Raw genomic sequence first — 17,661 nt, 5'->3', positions numbered from 1 at the left:
TTTGTGCGGGGATCATGCCCAAGCAGGACCAGAAAGCCCGACGAAGACCCCCCGTCGTGCTCGAATCAAGGCAGAATAGTCCCAACCGGACTCGGCGAGTAAGAGTCCAGACCGTGAACGCAAAATCCGCTGTGAAAAAATGCGCCCGATGGCACGAATTTTACGTGAAATGATTCGGTGTCCGCGCAGGCGCTAGCGCCCGGTCGAGCCGAATCCGCCGCTGCCGCGCGCGGTTGCGGGCAGCACGGCGACTGGAACCAGTTCCGCCCGGGTGACGGGCGCGATCACCATCTGTGCGATGCGTTCGCCGCGCCGGATCGAAAATGCCGCCTGGCCGTGATTGATCAGGATCACGTTGATCTCGCCGCGATAGTCGGCGTCGATCGTGCCGGGCGAATTCAGCACGGTGACGCCGTGTTTGGCGGCGAGGCCGGAGCGCGGCCGCACCTGCGCCTCGAAGCCCGGAGGCAGTGCAATCGTCAGTCCGGTCGGAACCATCTCGTATCGTCCGGGCAGCAGGATGAGCGGCGCTGACTGCGGCACCGCCGCCAGCAGATCAAGTCCGGCCGCGTCGGCCGTCTGATAGGTCGGCAGCAGGAGGTCCGCGCCATGCGGAAGCTGGTGGACCTCAACCTTGATCACGGCGCTCACGATGTCGCTCCCACGGTTCTTGCGATGCGCGACACCAGCGCGGCTGCGACCTCTTCCTTGGTCATGACCGGCCAGGAGTCGACGGTGACGTCCTTGCCCTGGCGCGACAGCAGGTGAACGGTATTGCGGTCGCCGCCCATCACGCCGGTTGCGGGGGAAACGTCGTTGGCGACGATCCAGTCGCAGCCCTTGCGCGCGAACTTCGCCTTGGCGTTCTCGATCAGGTGCTCGGTCTCGGCGGCGAAGCCGATCACCAGCGGCGGCCGCTTCTCCTTCAGCTTCGAGATCGTGGCGAGGATGTCGGGGTTCTCGACCAGCTGCAGCGGGGGCATGCCGGCTGAGGTCTTCTTCAGCTTCTGCGCACCTTCATTGGCGACCCGCCAGTCGGCGACCGCCGCGGCAAAGATCGCGACGTCGACCGGCAGCGCCGCCTCGACCCGGTGCAGCATGTCGCGCGCGGATTCCACGCGCATCACCGATACGCCCGCCGGATCGGGCAGCTCGACCGGACCGGAGACCAGCACGACGTCGGCGCCGGCCGCCCGCGCGGCAGCGGCGATGGCAAAACCCTGTTTGCCGGAGGAGCGGTTGGCGATGTAGCGGACCGGATCGATCGCTTCATGGGTTGGACCTGCCGTGATCAGCACGCGCTTGCCGGCGAGCGGGCGCGGCTGCGGCGGCCGCAGCATGTGGTCGGCGGCGGCGGCGATCTCGGTCGGCTCGGCCATCCGCCCGACGCCGGCCTCGCCGGCTTCCGCCATCTCGCCGGCATTGGGGCCGACGGTGTGAATGCCATCGCGGCGGAGTTGCAGCACGTTGCGGCGGGTGGCCGGATTGTTCCACATCAGCGGGTTCATCGCGGGCGCGATCAGAATCGGCCGGTTGGCCGCGAGCAGGATGGCGCTGGCGAGATCGTCGGCGTGGCCATGCGCCACCTTGGCGATCAGGTCGGCGGTCGCCGGCGCCACCACGATCAGATCGCACTCCCGCGCCAGCCGGATGTGGCCGGCGTCGAACTCGCTCTCGGCATCGAACAGGTCGGTATGGACGCGCTCATGCGACAGCGCGCTCGCCGCGAGCGGGGTGACGAATTGCTGGGCCGCCTTGGTCAGCACGCAGCGCACCTGGATACGCCGCTCCTTCAGCCGCCGGACCAGGTCCAGCGCCTTGTAGGCCGCGATCCCACCGCCGATGATCAGGGTGACGCGGGGCTCGTCAGCCGCGCTGGTGGCCCGCAGGGCAGGAGTGGGGCCTTCGGCAAGGACTGGAAGAGGCGCTTCAGCGGGCCCCGCACGGCCTTCCGCGAGCTCGCGGAGGATCACCCGGACCTCCTCCTCGACCGAGCGTCCGTTCTTGGCGGACCGCAGCCGCAGATAGGCTTTCAGCGTGTCGTCGAGTTTGCGGATGGTTAGGCTGGCCATGGCATGCCCCCAGATGTGACATCAATGATATCACGTCATGCATGCATTGCAATCATGATCCTCGGATGGCGAAAAAAATTCCGATGAGGGCGAGGGCAATGACCCAAAGCCCGACGGTCTGCAACCGCTCTTTGCGGGCCTCGGCGCGGGCCATTTCGTCGATGGTGTCCGATGACAGCATATGGCCCTCCCGGGTCATGGTCTCCAGCTGCTCGAGCACCGTCATGGCGCGGCTGGCGATTGAAGGGAGGTTGGCTATGACGCGGCCGAGCTCGCCTGCGCCGGACATCGCGTTCTGGATGCGGCCGATCGGACCGAGATTCTGCGTGATCCATTCGCGCACCACGGGGTCGGCGATCTTCCAGATGTCGAGCTTCGGATCGAAGCCGCGCGCCACGCCCTCGACCACCACCATGGTCTTCTGCAGCAGGATCAGTTCGGGCCGCGTCTGCATGTCGAACAGGCCGGTCACCTCGAGCAGCAGCGTCAACAGCTTCGCCATCGAGATTTCCTCGGCGGTGCGGTTGTGGATCGGTTCGCCGATCGCGCGAATCGCCTGCGCGAAATTTTCCACCGAATGGTGCCCCGGTACGTAGCCCGCCTCGAAATGCACCTCCGCCACGCGGCGGTAGTCGCGGGTGATGAAGCCGAGCAGGATCTCGGCGAGGAAGCGCCGCTCCTTCAGCCCGAGCCGCCCCATGATGCCGAAATCCACCGCAACCAGGCGGCCGGTGTCGTCGAGGAACAGATTGCCGGGATGCATGTCGGCGTGGAAGAAGCCGTCGCGCAGCGCGTGGCGGAGGAAGCTCTGGATCACCTTGCGGCCGAGATCGGGCAGGTCGACCTTGGCCTGCTCGAGCCGCGCATGGTCGTTCAGCGCGATGCCGTCGATCCACTCCATCGTCAGAACGTTGTGGGTGGTGCGGTCCCAGTCGACCGCCGGCACGCGGAAATCCGGATCGTCGTTGGTGTTCTCCGCCATCTCGGACAGCGCGGCCGCTTCCAGCCGCAGGTCCATCTCTATCGCGACCGAGCGCGACATCGTGTTGATGACCTCGATCAGCCGCAGCCGCCGCGCTTCGGCCGAATGCGCCTCGGCATTGCGCGCGACGAAGAAGAAATCGCTCAAGTCACGGCGGAAGCGTGCGGCGACGTTCGGCCGGAGCACCTTGACTGCCACCTGGCGCCGTACGCCGTTGCGCTCGACCTCGCCACGATGCACCTGCGCGATCGAGGCGGCGGCGACCGCGGGCCCCAGGCTGGCAAAGACCTGCGACAGCGGCCGTTCCAGCGATTGCGCGATCACGGCCTCGGCCTCCTCTTGCGAGAACGGCGGCAGCCGGTCTTGCAGGCTTTCGAGATCGCGCGCCATGACGACGCCGACCACGTCGGGTCGGGTGGCGAGGAATTGCCCGAGCTTGAGGTAGGCGGGCCCGAGCCGCGTCAGCGCGCGGGACAGCCGCGGGCCGGATTTGGCGGTGCGGCGTTCGATCAGCCGGGCCAGCTTCAGCGCAAGCTGTCCGGGGGGCGGCACCAGCGAGGGATCGACGACGCCGAACACGCCCTCGCGCGCAAACACGAAACCGGCGCGGGCGAGGCGCGTGATGTGAGTCAGTGCAGAGATCACAAACGCCAGCCCGAATGCAACGCCACGATGCCGCCGGAGAGACTCTGCCACTTCACGCGCGAAAAGCCGGCTGCGCCGATCATCTCGGCGAACGCAGTCGGTCGCGGGAATTTGCGGATCGACTCGACGAGATATTGATAGGATTCGGCGTCGCCGGTGACGGCGCGGCCAAGCGGTGGGATTACCTTGAAGGAAAACAGGTCATAAAGCCGGTCGAGACCCGGGACGTCCACGGTGGAGAATTCCAGGCACAGGAAGCGGCTCCCGGGCCGGAGCACGCGATAGGCTTCGCGCAGGGCGAGGTCGATTCGCGGCACGTTGCGGATGCCGAACGCGATCGTGTAGGCGTCGAACGAACGGTCGGCGAATGCCAGCGTTTCAGCATTGCCTTCGACGAACGACACGCGGTCGTCGAGATGTTGCCTGGCGGCGCGCTCGCGGCCCACGGCCAGCATGTCGCCATTGATGTCGCAGACGGTCGCACGGAAACCCGCGCCCGCCTCCTTGGCGGCGCGGAATGCGATATCGCCGGTGCCGCCGGCGACGTCGAGCAGCGCGAACGGCCTGTCGCCCTTCGGCGGATTGAGCGTCGTGATCATGATGTCCTTCCAGACCCGGTGCATGCCTGCCGACATCAGATCGTTCATCAAGTCGTAGCGCTGCGCGACGCTGTGAAACACATCGTTCACCAGCATCTGCTTTTCGCCCAGGGGGACGTCCCTGAAGCCGAAATGGGTGGTTTGATCCGGCCGATCCATCAACTCGTCGCTCCTGGCCGGACCATAGCGCGGCGGCCGCAATGGCGCTATCACGTCACTTCCAAAAGGTGAATGCCTGCCATGCCGGAATTACCCGAAGTCGAGACCGTCCGCCGCGGCCTGCAACCGGCCATGGAAGGGGCAAAAATCATCAAGGCCGAAGCCCGCCGGAAGGATCTGCGGTTTCCCTTTCAAAAAGACTTCATCGCCCGGCTCGAAGGCCAGACCGTGACCGGGCTCGGCCGTCGCGCCAAATACCTCATGGCGGATCTGACCTCCGGCGATGTCCTGCTGATGCATCTCGGCATGTCGGGCTCATTCCGGGTGCTGAAGGGGGAGCGCGCGGCCAAGCCAGGGCAATTCCACCATCCGCGCAGCGAGGATCGTGCGCACGATCACGTCGTGTTCCACATGTCGTCGGGTGCGGCTGTCGTCTTCAACGATCCGCGCCGTTTCGGTTACATGAAGATCATCGCCCGCAACGGGATCGAGGATGAGCCGCTGCTCAAGGGGCTCGGTCCCGAACCGCTCGGCAATGAGTTCGACGCCGCCATGCTGGCGCGCTCCTGCCACAACAAGAAGACGAGCCTGAAGGCGGCGCTGCTCGACCAGCGTGTGGTGGCGGGACTTGGCAACATCTATGTCTGCGAGGCGCTGTTTCGCGCGCACCTGTCGCCGCGGCGCTTGGCCGCGACGCTCGCAACCAAGAAGGGCGAGCCCACCGACCATGCCGGGCGGCTGGTCGACGCGATCCATTCGGTGCTCAACCAGGCGATCAAGGCCGGCGGCTCCTCGATCAACGATCATCGGCTGACCAATGGCGAACTCGGATATTTCCAGCACTCATTCCAGGTCTACGATCGCGAAGGCGAGAGGTGCCGCACGTCGGGCTGCGACGGCATCGTCAGGCGCTTCACCCAGAACGGCCGTTCGACGTTCTGGTGCCCGAAGTGTCAGAAATAGGCTTGGGTTCGCGTTCATCATTCCGAGGCACATCGGAAGCATAACAAGGGAGCAGGATCATGAGCGGCAACTGGCGGGATCGCGCGGCAACGAGCTTCGAGTGCCAAAAGCAGCCGGCAACCGGCAGCCGCGGGATGGTGGTGAGCAACCATCCGCTGGCTTCAGCCGCCGGCGCCGAGATGCTCGCCGCCGGCGGCAACGCCATCGATGCCGCGATCGCGACCCTGTTCACGCTGACCGTCGTCGAGCCGATGATGGTCGGCATCATCGGCGGCGGGATGGCTCATATTCGCCTGGCCGACGGCAGTCACCGCTTCATCGACGGGCAGAGCACGGTGCCGAAAGCGGTGCGGCCGGACACCTACACCTCGAAGCCCGGTTCGGCGCATGACGTGTTCGACACTGTCGGCAACGAGAACCTCAACGGGCCGAAAGCGGTCGCCGTGCCGGGCTCGCTGAAGGCCTGGTGCGAAACGCTCCGCCGCTTCGGCACCATGAGCCTTGCCGACGTGATGCAGCCCGCGATCAAGCACGCCGCGCGCGGCTATGCGGCGACGCCTTATCTGCATGAATGCATCACCGACGGCGCCGAGGAGATGCTGAAGGACAAGCCGATCTCGGCGATCTATCTGCCAAAGGGTGAGCCGCTGAAGCCGGGCGAGCGCGTGGTGCAGGCGGAATATGCCGAGACGCTTAAATACATCGCCGACCATGGCGACAACGCGCTGTATCAAGGGCCGCTCGGCGACATCCTGGTCGACTATATGAAGCAGAACGGCGGCTTCATCGCGCGTGAGGATCTGACGACCTACAAGACGGTCGAGCGCGCGCCGATCCGCTGCGATTACCGCGGCTGGGAAATCCTGGGTCCGCCGCCGCCGGCCGCATCCGGCGTCCACATCACGCAGATGCTCAACATCCTCGAAGGTTATGACATCGCGCGCCTTGGCTTCGGCTCGGCCGAGACCATCCACCATCTCGCCGAGGTGCTGAAGATCGCTTTCGCCGATCGCGAGGCGGCAAGCGGCGATCCCGCCTACATCAACGTGCCCGTGGAGCGGCTGACCTCCAAGGCCTATGCCGAGGAGCGGCGCCATGCGATCGACCCCGACCGCGCGCAGGCCTGGGGCGCCGGCGTCTCGCAGTTCGAAAGCGCGCACACCACGCACATGACGGCCGCGGACGCGATGGGCAATGTGGTTGCGACCACCCAGACGATCAACAATCTGTTCGGCGCGAAGATCCTGATCCCGGGTCTCGGCACTGTGCCGAACAACTACATGAACCTGTTCGATCCGCGGCCGGGACATGCGCTGTCGCTGGCAGCGGGCAAGCGCGTCACCACCTCGATGTCGCCGATGATGGCGCTGCGCGACGGCAAGCTTGCCTATGCGCTCGGCCTGCCCGGTGGAAAGCGCATCTTCCCGAGCGCAATGCAAGCGCTGGTCAACCTGATCGATCACGGCATGAGCCTGCAGGAGGCGGTCGAGGCGCCGCGGGTCTGGACCGAAGGCAACGCGCTTGAGGTCGAGCAGGCGGTGCCGCAGGCCGTCCGCGCCGCGCTCGCGGCCAAGGGCCACAAGGTGCAGGTGGTGTCGACGGTCGCCGGCGGCATGAACGCGATCCAGTTTCACAGCGATGGCACGATGTCGGGCGCGGCCTGCTGGCGCGCCGACGGCACACCGATCGGCATTGCAGGCGGTCTCGCCCGCGCCGGCGTGCGGTTCGCGTTGCGGTAAGCTTATTTCCTGACGCAGATCACGCGGACGACGGCGGCCTTGGCATCCGTCGATCCGCCTGACACCGTCACGCCATGGGCTTTCAGGAAGCCGCGCACCGTATCTGCCGGCACCAATGCGGCTTGTGCCGGAGGCGTCGCGTTGGCGGGGCCGGCAATCAGCACCGGCTTTAGCAACGCGATGCCGGCAAATTTGCCGTCGCCGTCGAGTGCGGCCGCGCCGGAGAAGCCGATGGCCGGCGCCGGCGACAAGGCCGCATCGCCCCCGCCGCCGAGCTGCGCCACCGATGCCTTCACACTGGTGACCGCCGCACCGCCTCCCTGATTCTGCGGATCGGCGATGCCAGTGATGTCGAGCGCCGTCTTCGTCGCATTGCCTGCGATATCGAGCGGCTTCAAACCGCGTGCGCCATAAATGCGCAGCAGGGCCAGATCGCGCTCCTTGTCCTCGGCGACCCGATCGGCATTGCCGTAACCCGGGATCGTCAGCGCGATGCATTCATCGGTCGCCACGCGGTCCGCGACGATTGCACCGTCGTCGCTGACCACGACGCCGGTGCTGTATTCCACGGTCTTGCGCGGCGGTGGTCCGATCTGCACGCCGGCAGGAAACGCGTTGAACGCGCTCGACATCGCGATCACCACCGGCTCCACGGTATTTTCGGTCGCCTGGTCGTAGAGGATGGTGAGGATGCGGACCTCGTCACCCCTGAAGGTGCCGCGCAGATAGAACTTCTTTAGCCCCTGCATGCCCGACAGCACGAAGAAGTCGGGCTTCACCACGGTGTAGTCGACGGTGCGGCCGGCGGGCTCCCGCTTTTCCCGCTCGGCGAGCTTTGCAGTGGTCGGGTTGGCCTCCTTGCGCCGCGTCAGCAGCGCCTGGATCGTGCCGGTCGGCGAGGTCCATTTGGTGCCCGAGGCATCGCTGGTCAGTTGAGGCACCAGCTTGGCGGGAATGCCGAGCCGCGCGCCGGTGGCGGGCTCAGTGACGATCTTCCAGCCGACATTCTCCTGCCGCCTCCGCGCGGTGTCGGCGAGCACGCCGCGCTCCTGCGGGTTCAGCGCGCCGGTGGGCTTGCCGCCGCGGTTCTTCTGGAATTCCTTGATCGCGTTGACCATGCGCTCGCTGACATCGCCGGTGATGGCGCCGTTATATTGGCCGACCCAGGCGAGGTCCGATTGCAGCGCCAGCCGTTCGGCCTGCGTCATTGCATTCGCGGTATCTTCCGGCTTCTGCAGCGGGGGCCGGATCGGCACCGTCGTCACGGGCTTTGGCTTGGTGCCGACCGTCGATGGCGGCGTCATCTGGGCGTGCGCCGTGCCCAGGGCCACGACCATCAATGTTGCCGAAAGCACCGATCTCATGACAAATCCGGAGGGAATGACTGACACCATTGACGTCCAGGCAATTAAGCACATCTGCTTGGTCGGCAACAACCGCGCCCCGGTTCAGGGCAGGCTTCCACCCCTCATCCTGAGGAGCGGCGCTAGCCGCGTCTCGAAGGATGAGGGCACAGGCGGGGCCTCATGGTTCGAGACGGCGCTGCGCGCCTCCTCACCATGAGGGCCGAGATGATGAGGGATTTGTTCGAACGATGCTGAGTGCCGAAGAACTCGAACGCTATGCCCGCCACATCGTGTTGCGCGAGGTGGGCGGCCCCGGTCAGAACGCGCTGAAGCAAGCCTCCGTGCTCGTGATTGGTGCGGGCGGTCTCGGGGCGCCGGCGCTGATGTATCTGGCGGCGGCTGGAGTTGGCAAGCTCGGCGTGGTCGATGACGACATCGTGTCGCTCTCCAACCTGCAGCGCCAGATCATCCATGCGACATCGGATGTGGGCAAGCGCAAGGTCGACAGCGCGGCGGCACAGATCCATGCGCTCAATCCGCATGTGACGTTCGATACGCATGCCGTGCGCCTCGACGCCGGAAATGCGATGGCGCTGCTTGCGAATTACGATCTCGTGCTCGACGGCTCCGACAATTTCGAAACCCGCTATCTGGTCTCCGACGCCTGCTTTCTCGCGCGCAAGCCGCTGATCACGGCGGCGCTGGGCCAATTCGACGGCTCGCTGACCACGATCCGCGCGCATGAGAAGAACGCGGACGGCGAATTGAACCCGACCTATCGCTGCCTGTTTCCGGAGCCGCCGCCGTCGGGCACGGTGCCGGCCTGCGCCGAAGCCGGCGTGATGGGCGCACTCGCCGGTATCCTGGGTTCGATGATGGCGCTGGAGGCGATCCGCGAGATCGTGGGCTTCGGCGAAAGCCTGGTCGGACGGCTCCTGATGGTGGATGCGCGCGCCATGCGGTTCGAAACCCTGCGCTACGCGCGTGATCCGCAGAACCCGCTCAATGGTGATGCGCCCACCATCACTGATTTGAGCGGGCATCTCTGAGTTTTACGAAGCCTTCGCAGGCTTCTCGCTGTCCATGTGCCTGAGGTGCTCTTCCGGATAGCGTCCGCCGGCCGCCGCGCCGGGCGGGAATGCCTTCGCGAGCGCGGCGAGATGCGCATCGGTCAGCTTCACGTCGAGCGCGCCGAGCGCTTCGGTCAGGCGATCGCGCCGCCGCGCACCGACCAGCGGCACGATGTCCTTGCCTTGCGCCGCGACCCAGGCGATTGCGACCTGCGCCGGCGATGCGCCGATGTCGGCCGCGATAACGCGCAACCGGTCCGCGAGCGCCAGATTGGTGTCGATGTTGGCGGCCTGGAAGCGCGGACTCAGCAGGCGAAAATCCTTCGTCCCTGAGCGCTCCTTCGACCAGTGTCCGCTGATCAATCCGCGCGCCAGCACACCATAGGCGGTGATGCCGATGCCGAGCTCGCGGCAGGTCTTCAGGATGTCGCTCTCGATGCCGCGCGAGATCAGCGAATACTCGATCTGCAGGTCGGCGATCGGATGCACCTTGTAGGCGCGGCGGATGGTCTCTGAGCCGACCTCGGAGAGGCCGATATGCCTGATCCAGCCGGCCTTGATCATGTCGGCCATGGCGCCGATCGTCTCCTCGATCGGCACGGCGGGATCGAGCCGTGCCGGACGGTAGATGTCGATGTGGTCGACGCCGAGCCGCTGCAGCGAATAGGCGACGAAAGTCTTCACGGCGGCGGGGCGGCTATCGTAGCCGAGGAAACCGTGGTTGGGATCGCGCAGCGCGCCGAATTTGACGCTGATCTGCCGATTGTCGCGGTTCCTGCCCTTCAGCGCCTCGCCGATCAGCATCTCGTTGTGACCCATGCCGTAGAAATCGCCGGTGTCGAGCAGCGTGATGCCGGCGTCGAGCGCGGCGTGGATGGTGGCGATGCTCTCGCTGCGATCGGTGGGGCCGTAGAAATCAGACATGCCCATGCAGCCGAGGCCGATCAGCGAGACGGCAGGGCCGGTGGAACCAAGTTTGCGCGTGTCCATTGGTGGTGCTCCTTGAAGGTCGCGGGCTGATATGCGTCCGCCATGTTCTGCCGATAAGCTGGACAATCCTGAATGGCTTGTTCACTATATCGAACAATGCAGGATTTCGACCTCCGCGATCTCGACGCCTTCGTGGCGGTGGCGCGCACGCGCAACTTCCGCCGTGCTGCGCTTGAGCAACGCGTCTCGGTCTCGAGCCTGAGCCAGCGCCTGCGCGACATGGAGGAGCGGCTCGGCGTCCGCCTGATGAACCGCACCACCCGCAGCGTCGCGCTCACCGAAGCGGGCGAGCTCTTGCTCGCGCGGGTCGGACCGGCGATGGCGGATGTCGGCGATGCGCTGAATCAGGTGCGGGGCCTGCGCGCCGAGCCCTCCGGTCGCTTGCGTATCAACGCGCCGCCGCCCGCGGTCGATCTGGTGCTGGCGCCGATGGTCGCGCCGTTCCTCGCGAAATATCCGCAGGTCGATCTCGACATCGTCGCCGAGAGCGCGTTCGTCGATATCGTCGCGCAGGGCTTTGACGCCGGCGTGCGTTATGGCGAGCACCTCGCGCAGGACATGGTCGCGGTTCCACTGGGCGCGCCGCAGCGCTACGCGGTCGTGGCTTCGAGCGGTTATGTCGCAAAGCACGGCCGGCCGATGCATCCGAAGGATTTGCTAGACCACGCCTGCATCCGCACCCGCTTTGGCAGCGGCGCGATCTTCGATTGGGAGTTCGAGAAGAACGGCCGCGTGGTCAAGGTGTCGCCGCCGGCCAAGCTGATCGTGACCTATCTCGGCCTCGCTCTGCGCGCGGTCCATGATGGCGTCGGCTACTGGGCGACGTTCGAAGGCTATGTCCGCTACGGCGTCAAATCCGGTGCGCTGGTCAGCGTGCTCGACGATTGGTGCCCGCCGTTTCCGGGGCCGTTCCTCTACTATCCGAGCCGACGCCAACCGCCGCCGGCGCTCGCCGCCTTCGTGTCGTTCGTCGCCGACTGGCGCAAGCAGGCGCGACAGAAGAAATAAGCGGCCGTAGCCCGTAGCCCGGATGGAGCGAAGCATAATCCGGGACGGTCTCCTCCGTGGACAATACTATACCGGATTTCGCTTCGCTCCATCCGCGCTACAGTCAGCATCGAATTCCTATAGCATGCTCGGCAGCACGCGATCCGGCGGCTTGTGGTTGTCGAGGAAGGTTCTGATGTTGATGATGACCTTCTCGCCCATCTCGACCCGGCCCTCGATGGTGGCCGAGCCCATATGGGGCAGCAGCGTCACCTTGCCGGCCTTGGCCAGCCGCACCAGTTTCGGGTTCACCGCGGGCTCGTGCTCGTAGACGTCGAGGCCGGCGCCGCGGACCTCGCCGGCTTCGATCAGCTTGATCAGCGTGTCCTCGTCGATCACCTCGCCGCGCGCGGTGTTGACGATGTAGGCCTCCTTGCGGATCAGCTTGAGCCGCCGTGCCGAGAGCAGATGGTAGGTGGCCGGCGTATGCGGACAGTTCACCGAGATGATGTCCATCCGCGCCAGCATCTGGTCGAGGCTTTCCCAATAGGTCGCGCCGAGCTCGTCGGCGATGACGGGCGCCACCGGGCGGCGGTTGTGGTAGTGGATCTGCAGCCCGAAGGCGCGGGCGCGGCGCGCCACGGCCTGGCCGATGCGGCCCATGCCGATGATACCGAGCCGCTTGCCGCCGATGCGGTTGCCAAGCATCCAGGTCGGCGACCAGCCTGCCCAGTGCTGCCTGCCTTCGGTCAGGATCAAGGCGCCCTCGATCATGCGCCGTGGCACCGCGAGGATCAGCGCCATCGTCATGTCGGCGGTATCCTCGGTCAGTACTTTCGGGGTGTTGGTGACGGTGATGCCGCGCGCATGGGCGGCCGCCACGTCGATATTGTCGACGCCGTTGCCGAAATTGGCGATCATCTTCAGCTTGCAGTCGGGCTGGTTGATCACGTCCTCGCGGATCAGGTCCGTCACCGTCGGCACCAGCACGTCGGCGGTTCGCATCGCCTCGGCAATCTGTTCCGGCGTCATCGGCGTGTCGTCCAGATTCAATCTGGCATCGAACAGTTCGCGCATCCGGGTCTCGATCGAGTCCGGCAGCTTGCGGGTGACGACGACGAGAGGCTTTTTCTTTACCGACATGTCCTGCTCTCATGAGGGCCGCGGCGCGCCAAAATTCGCGCCGTTCAGACCTCATTAACCCGGTTGTTCGACACTGCTGATAGCCGCGCTGTCCCGGCGTTTCCTTCGCGTTTCCTAGGGTTCCCCGATACTTACCCGGCCTTTGCCGGCGCAAATTCGGGCGTTCTGGTTCTTCAGCCGTTCCATCCTCTCTAGCAGAAGGCTGGGACAAGACAAGAACCCTCGGAATCACGGGTCGGGGGTGAGCAGCGGCGGCACAGGGGGGCCTGAGATTCAGGCGTGGGTTTGGGTTGCAACTCGCCGAATGCGAGTTGGTCATCTCGACAGGAGACGAGTTGATGTTTTGGCGTTTCGGTTCATTGGCGGCGCTGGTCGGAAGCATGCTGAGCGCGTCGATCATGCCGGGACATACGGCCAAGGACATGAGCCCCACCACCAGCGGACTGCCGATCCCGCGCTATGTCAGCCTGAAATCCGATCACGTGAACGTCCGCGCCGGCCCGACCAAGGACAACGACGTCGCTTGGGTCTACACGCGGGCCGGCCTGCCGGTCGAAATCACCGCCGAATTCGAGAATTGGCGCAGGGTGCGCGATTCCGAAGGCGCCGAAGGCTGGGTCTATCACTCCCTGCTGTCCGGGCGCCGCACCGCCGTTGTCACCATGAAGAAAAAGGACGATCTCGCCGCGCTCTACGATCGTCCGGACACCACGAGCGCGGTCGCGGCGCGACTGCAGGTCGGCGTCGTTGCGCAGGTCAAGAAGTGCGCCAACAACTGGTGCCGGATCACCGGCAACGGGTTCGATGGCTGGATCGAGCAGCAGCGCCTGTGGGGCGTCTACGCTGACGAGAAGGTGGACTGACGAAATAATCCGCTCGTCATCGTCGGGCTTGACCCGGCGATCCATCGAAGAAGATCTTGATCGGAGACGATGAACGCGCGGGTCAAGCCCGCGCATGGTAAGCTTTGATTGGGATCAGCGCTTCTTGCGCAGCCGCACGACCATGTCGACGCGGGCGATTTCGTACCCCTCAGGCACATCCGGCATCTTCGTCAGCACGAGGTTCGGGTCGGGAATATCGACCAGCTCGTGATTGTGCTCGAGATAGAAGTGGTGGTGCGCCGAAACGTTGGTATCGAAGTAGGTCTTGGTGCCGTCGACGCTGACCTGGCGCAGCAGGCCGGCATCGGTGAGCTGGTTGAGGGTGTTGTAGACAGTCGCCAGCGACACCGGAACCTTGGCCAGCGTGGCTTCCTCATACAGCATTTCAGCGGTCAGATGGCGGGCGCCCTTGCCGAACAGCAACCAACCCAGCGCCATGCGCTGACGGGTCGGCCGAAGGCCTGCAGCCTGCAGCATCTCGTTGACGTCATGCCACGGGCAGCCGGTCAGAGTCGGGTGATGCCCAGCGCCCCCTGCAGCCGGATGCACGGCGTCATTGTTCGAAACCGTTACTTCGTCGCTCATATCCACTCTATGCACCTAACCCGGGCGATATTCCTAGGAAATATAAAAAGGATGACCGTCAGATGCAAGTTTTTCGCAACTAGAACGGATCCAAGGTGAACGGGGAACCCTATGGAGAAACGGCGATTTATCCCCGGAATGCGGCTTTGCCGCCCCGTTGGCCCTATGTTAGAGAGCGCGCGGACCACATATGCGCTTTCGGCAGAGACCCAAGGCCGACAGCGTACCCTGGTAGCGCCACAGGCGGGATACTCAAAGCCCGCGGGAAGACCGGTCCGGCTCAAGCAAAAAGCGCTTCATCGGGACATTTGAGAGGCTGAAGAGGATGCTGGATCGGCGCGGCGGTTACGAATATGAGGATTTGCTGGCTTGTGGCCGGGGAGAACTTTTCGGTCCCGGCAACGCCCAGTTGCCATTGCCGCCGATGCTGATGTTCGATCGCATCAGCGAGATTTCCGAAACCGGCGGCGACTTCGGCAAGGGGCTGGTGCGCGCCGAGCTCGAGGTGAAGTCGGACCTCTGGTTCTTCGGCTGTCATTTCAAGAACGATCCGGTGATGCCGGGCTGTCTCGGCCTCGATGCCATGTGGCAAATGGTCGGCTTTTATCTCGGCTGGATCGGCGGTGAAGGTCGCGGCCGTGCGCTCGGCCTCGGCGAGCTGAAGTTCTCCGGCCAGGTGCTGCCGCATGCGCGCAAGGTTGTGTACAACGTCGATATCAAGCGCGTGATGCGGTCAAAGCTCGTGCTTGGAATCGCCGACGGGTGGCTTTCCATGGATGACGAGATTATCTATCGCGCCAAGGACTTGAAGGTCGGGTTGTTCAAGCAGGGCACGGCGCCATCTTGAGCAGGATCATCATGCGACAACATAAAGGCAGGGCGAGGCGAACATGAGGCGGGTTGTCATCACGGGGATGGGCATTGTCTCGTCCATCGGTAACAACACCCAGGAAGTGCTTGCGAGCCTCTATGAGGCGAAATCGGGCATCACACGCGCGGAGAAGCACGCCGAACTGGGCTTCCGTTCGCAGGTGCAAGGTGCGCCGACACTCAATCCTGCCGAAGTGATCGATCGACGTGCGATGCGGTTCCTCGCCGAGGGCGCGGCCTGGAACCACGTCGCGATGGAGCAGGCGATCCGCGACTCCGGGCTCCAGGACAACGAAGTTTCCAACGTGCGCACCGGCATCATCATGGGATCCGGCGGGCCCTCGACGCGGACGCTGGTGGAGGCCGCCGACATCGCGCGCGCAAAGGGTCCGAAACGCGTCGGCCCGTTCGCGGTGCCGAAGGGAATGTCGTCGACGGCCTCGGCGACGCTCGCGACCTGGTTCAAGATCAAGGGCGTGAACTACTCGATCTCCTCGGCCTGCGCGACGTCGAACCATTGCATCGGCAATGCCTATGAGACGATCCAGATCGGCAAGCAGGACATCATCTTCGCCGGCGGCTGCGAGGAACTCGACTGGACGCTGTCGGTGCTGTTCGACGCCATGGGCGCGATGTCCTCGAAGTACAACGACACGCCGGCCACCGCCTCGCGTCCTTATGACATCAGCCGCGACGGCTTCGTGATCGCGGGCGGTGCGGGCGTCGTGGTGCTCGAAGAGCTCGAGCACGCCAAGGCGCGCGGCGCAAAGATCTACGCCGAGGTGGTTGGCTATGGTGCGACGTCCGACGGCTACGACATGGTGGCGCCGTCGGGCGAGGGCGCCGAGCGCTGCATGCGCATGGCGCTGTCGACCGTGGACACGCCGATCGACTACATCAATCCGCATGCGACCTCGACGCCAGCCGGCGATCCGCCGGAGATCGAGGCGATTCGCAAGGTGTTCGGCACCGGCGAGAAGTGTCCGCCGATCTCGGCGACCAAGGCGCTGACCGGCCACTCGCTGGGCGCCACCGGCGTGCAGGAGGCGATCTACTCGATCCTGATGCTGAACAACGGCTTCATCTGCGAGAGCGCGCATATCACCGAGCTCGATCCGGTATTCGCTGACATGCCGATCGTGCGCAAGCGCATCGACAACGCCAAGCTCGGCACCGTGCTGTCGAACTCGTTCGGCTTCGGCGGCACCAACGCCACGCTGGTGTTCAAGCGGCTGGATGCGTGATTTGATCTTTACCTCTCCTCTCTTGCAGACGGAGGCCGGCAGGCAGCGAATGGTGACATTGCAACGATCCGAAATGGGGTGGACATGATTATCGAACCGCGCGTGCGAGGCTTCATCTGCACCACGGCACATCCCGTCGGCTGCGCCAGCAATGTCCGCGACCAGATCGCTTATGTTCTCCGGCACGGCCCGATTGCGGAGTGCCCCAAGCGTGTCGCCGTGCTCGGATGTTCGACCGGCTACGGCCTCGCGAGCCGCATCGTTGCGACCTTCGCCGGCGGAGCAGATACCATCGGCGTGTCGCTGGAGCGCGAGCCGACGGCGACCAGGACGGGCAGCGCCGGCTGGTACAACAATCGCGCATTCGAGATCGAGGCCGAGAAGATCGGACGATCGCCTCTCACGCTGGAGGGTGACGCGTTCTCCGACGAGATGAAGAAGACCTTCATCGACCGTGTGCGCGAGAAGTTCGGACAGCTGGACCTGCTGGTCTACAGCATGGCCGCGCCGGTCCGGACAGATCCCGTCACGGGCAAAACCTATCGCTCGGCGATCAAGCCGCTCGGCTCCCCCGTCGAAATCAAGACCCTCAACACCGAAACCGGCGAGGTCTTCGAGACTACCCTTGCGCCGGCGAGCGAGGATGAAGCGACCGCCACAGTCGCGGTGATGGGCGGCGACGACTGGAAGCGCTGGATTGACCAGCTCGCGGATGCCGGCGTTTTGGCGCCGGGCTTCCGGACCCTCAACTACACCTATATCGGCAGTGAACTGACCTGGCCGATCTACTGGAAAGGCACGCTGGGTCGCGCCAAGGTCGATCTCGACCGCAAGGCGGAAGAGATCCGAAACCGGCTCGGCCAGGACGCCGCACGCGTTGTCGCGCTGAAGGCCGTGGTCACGCAGGCGAGCTCGGCGATTCCGGTGGTGCCGCTCTACGGAACGGTGCTGTTCAAGGTCATGAAGCAGCTCGGGCTCCACGAGGGGTGCATCGAACAGATCGATCGCCTGTTCCGGACCCGCCTCGGCAAGGACGCCGAACTCGATGAGGCGCAGCGCATCAGGGTCGACGATTGGGAGCTTTCGCCCGAAGTTCAGGCGGAGGTGGCGCGGCGATGGCCGCTGCTCTCCACCGCAACGCTCGGCGAATTGGCGGACCTCCAGGAATACAAGACCCAGTTCCTTCGCCTATTCGGATTTGGCATCGACGGTATCGACTATTCGCAGGACGTCGATCCTCGCGTCGTCCCGGGCTAGGCCAAGCTTTCACGTCTTGCGGCTTGTAGCCCGGATGGAGCGAAGCGAAATCCGGGAGTCCTTTCGACGTCTGCGACTGCCCCAGATTGCGCGGAGCCTGTCATCGGGCGCGCATTTGCGCGACCC

16 protein-coding genes are annotated in these 17,661 nt (G+C 64.9%); 8 read left to right on the top strand and 8 right to left on the bottom strand.

The features are described 5' to 3' along the window. Positions 1 to 192: 192 nt before the first annotated feature. Genes dut through ubiE form a run of 4 tightly spaced genes read right to left on the bottom strand, consistent with a single transcriptional unit; the run spans position 193 to position 4,457 of the window. A complete protein-coding gene (gene dut, locus MTX19_RS00350; protein WP_280985788.1) occupies positions 193 to 651 on the bottom strand; it encodes a dUTP diphosphatase in 459 nt (152 codons plus the stop codon). Beyond that, positions 648 to 2,072, bottom strand: coding sequence for a bifunctional phosphopantothenoylcysteine decarboxylase/phosphopantothenate--cysteine ligase CoaBC (gene coaBC, locus MTX19_RS00345; RefSeq protein WP_280981978.1), 1,425 nt, complete (start codon positions 2,070 to 2,072; stop codon positions 648 to 650). Before coaBC ends, dut begins: the two co-directional genes overlap by 4 nt. Positions 2,073 to 2,124: 52 nt before the next feature. After that, positions 2,125 to 3,699 carry a 2-polyprenylphenol 6-hydroxylase gene (ubiB, locus tag MTX19_RS00340; protein ID WP_280985787.1) on the bottom strand — a complete coding sequence of 525 codons (1,575 nt, stop codon included), beginning with the start codon at positions 3,697 to 3,699 and terminating at the stop codon, positions 2,125 to 2,127. Then, positions 3,696 to 4,457 (bottom strand): bifunctional demethylmenaquinone methyltransferase/2-methoxy-6-polyprenyl-1,4-benzoquinol methylase UbiE, encoded by a 762-nt coding sequence (ubiE, locus tag MTX19_RS00335; protein WP_280981976.1) that lies wholly within the window; start codon positions 4,455 to 4,457, stop codon positions 3,696 to 3,698. The genes ubiB and ubiE overlap by 4 nt, the downstream gene beginning before the upstream one ends. An 81-nt stretch (positions 4,458 to 4,538) precedes the next feature. Here ubiE and mutM point away from each other — a divergent pair, with 81 nt between their 5' ends. Both mutM and ggt read left to right on the top strand, forming a co-directional pair. Further along, positions 4,539 to 5,420, top strand: coding sequence for a bifunctional DNA-formamidopyrimidine glycosylase/DNA-(apurinic or apyrimidinic site) lyase (mutM, locus tag MTX19_RS00330; RefSeq protein WP_280981975.1), 882 nt, complete (start codon positions 4,539 to 4,541; stop codon positions 5,418 to 5,420). 59 nt (positions 5,421 to 5,479) lie between these two features. Next, on the top strand, positions 5,480 to 7,159 hold the full coding sequence (gene ggt / locus MTX19_RS00325) for a gamma-glutamyltransferase (protein ID WP_280981974.1): 1,680 nt from the start codon (positions 5,480 to 5,482) through the stop codon (positions 7,157 to 7,159). 2 nt (positions 7,160 to 7,161) lie between these two features. Here ggt and MTX19_RS00320 read toward each other — a convergent pair whose 3' ends face one another. Next, a complete protein-coding gene (locus MTX19_RS00320; RefSeq protein ID WP_280981973.1) occupies positions 7,162 to 8,523 on the bottom strand; it encodes a serine protease in 1,362 nt (453 codons plus the stop codon). A 230-nt stretch (positions 8,524 to 8,753) separates the two neighbouring features. Between MTX19_RS00320 and moeB the strand changes: the two genes are divergently transcribed. Continuing rightward, positions 8,754 to 9,554 (top strand): molybdopterin-synthase adenylyltransferase MoeB, encoded by an 801-nt coding sequence (gene moeB / locus MTX19_RS00315; protein WP_280981972.1) that lies wholly within the window; start codon positions 8,754 to 8,756, stop codon positions 9,552 to 9,554. A gap of 3 nt (positions 9,555 to 9,557) precedes the next feature. Here moeB and MTX19_RS00310 read toward each other — a convergent pair whose 3' ends face one another. Next, positions 9,558 to 10,565, bottom strand: a complete 1,008-nt coding sequence (locus tag MTX19_RS00310) for an aldo/keto reductase (protein WP_280981971.1) — start codon at positions 10,563 to 10,565, stop codon at positions 9,558 to 9,560. 96 nt (positions 10,566 to 10,661) lie between these two features. Between MTX19_RS00310 and MTX19_RS00305 the strand changes: the two genes are divergently transcribed. After that, positions 10,662 to 11,573, top strand: coding sequence for a LysR family transcriptional regulator (locus tag MTX19_RS00305; RefSeq protein WP_280984649.1), 912 nt, complete (start codon positions 10,662 to 10,664; stop codon positions 11,571 to 11,573). A 117-nt stretch (positions 11,574 to 11,690) separates the two neighbouring features. Here the strand turns inward: MTX19_RS00305 and MTX19_RS00300 are convergent, their stop codons facing one another. After that, complete coding sequence (locus MTX19_RS00300; protein ID WP_280981970.1) at positions 11,691 to 12,695, bottom strand: D-glycerate dehydrogenase; 1,005 nt, start codon at positions 12,693 to 12,695, stop codon at positions 11,691 to 11,693. A 335-nt stretch (positions 12,696 to 13,030) separates the two neighbouring features. Between MTX19_RS00300 and MTX19_RS00295 the strand changes: the two genes are divergently transcribed. Next, entirely contained in the window at positions 13,031 to 13,558 is a 528-nt protein-coding gene (locus MTX19_RS00295) for an SH3 domain-containing protein (protein ID WP_280981969.1), read from the top strand. Positions 13,559 to 13,672: 114 nt separating this feature from the next. Here MTX19_RS00295 and irrA read toward each other — a convergent pair whose 3' ends face one another. Then, positions 13,673 to 14,164, bottom strand: coding sequence for an iron response transcriptional regulator IrrA (gene irrA / locus MTX19_RS00290; RefSeq protein ID WP_280981968.1), 492 nt, complete (start codon positions 14,162 to 14,164; stop codon positions 13,673 to 13,675). Between the two features lie 325 nt (positions 14,165 to 14,489). Here irrA and fabA point away from each other — a divergent pair, with 325 nt between their 5' ends. From fabA to fabV, 3 genes are all read left to right on the top strand, one after another. Continuing rightward, positions 14,490 to 15,011: a bifunctional 3-hydroxydecanoyl-ACP dehydratase/trans-2-decenoyl-ACP isomerase gene (fabA, locus tag MTX19_RS00285; RefSeq protein ID WP_280981967.1), complete on the top strand. Its 522-nt coding sequence runs from the start codon at positions 14,490 to 14,492 to the stop codon at positions 15,009 to 15,011. A 43-nt stretch (positions 15,012 to 15,054) separates the two neighbouring features. Then, positions 15,055 to 16,278 (top strand): beta-ketoacyl-ACP synthase I, encoded by a 1,224-nt coding sequence (gene fabB / locus MTX19_RS00280; protein ID WP_280981966.1) that lies wholly within the window; start codon positions 15,055 to 15,057, stop codon positions 16,276 to 16,278. Positions 16,279 to 16,362: 84 nt separating this feature from the next. Continuing rightward, positions 16,363 to 17,535 (top strand): enoyl-ACP reductase FabV, encoded by a 1,173-nt coding sequence (gene fabV, locus MTX19_RS00275; protein ID WP_280981965.1) that lies wholly within the window; start codon positions 16,363 to 16,365, stop codon positions 17,533 to 17,535. Positions 17,536 to 17,661 lie beyond the last annotated feature (126 nt).

Origin of the sequence: Bradyrhizobium sp. ISRA464 (assembly GCF_029910095.1) — a bacterium.
Taxonomy (GTDB): Bacteria; Pseudomonadota; Alphaproteobacteria; order Rhizobiales; family Xanthobacteraceae; genus Bradyrhizobium.
This window is presented reverse-complemented; position numbering and strand designations above follow the sequence as displayed.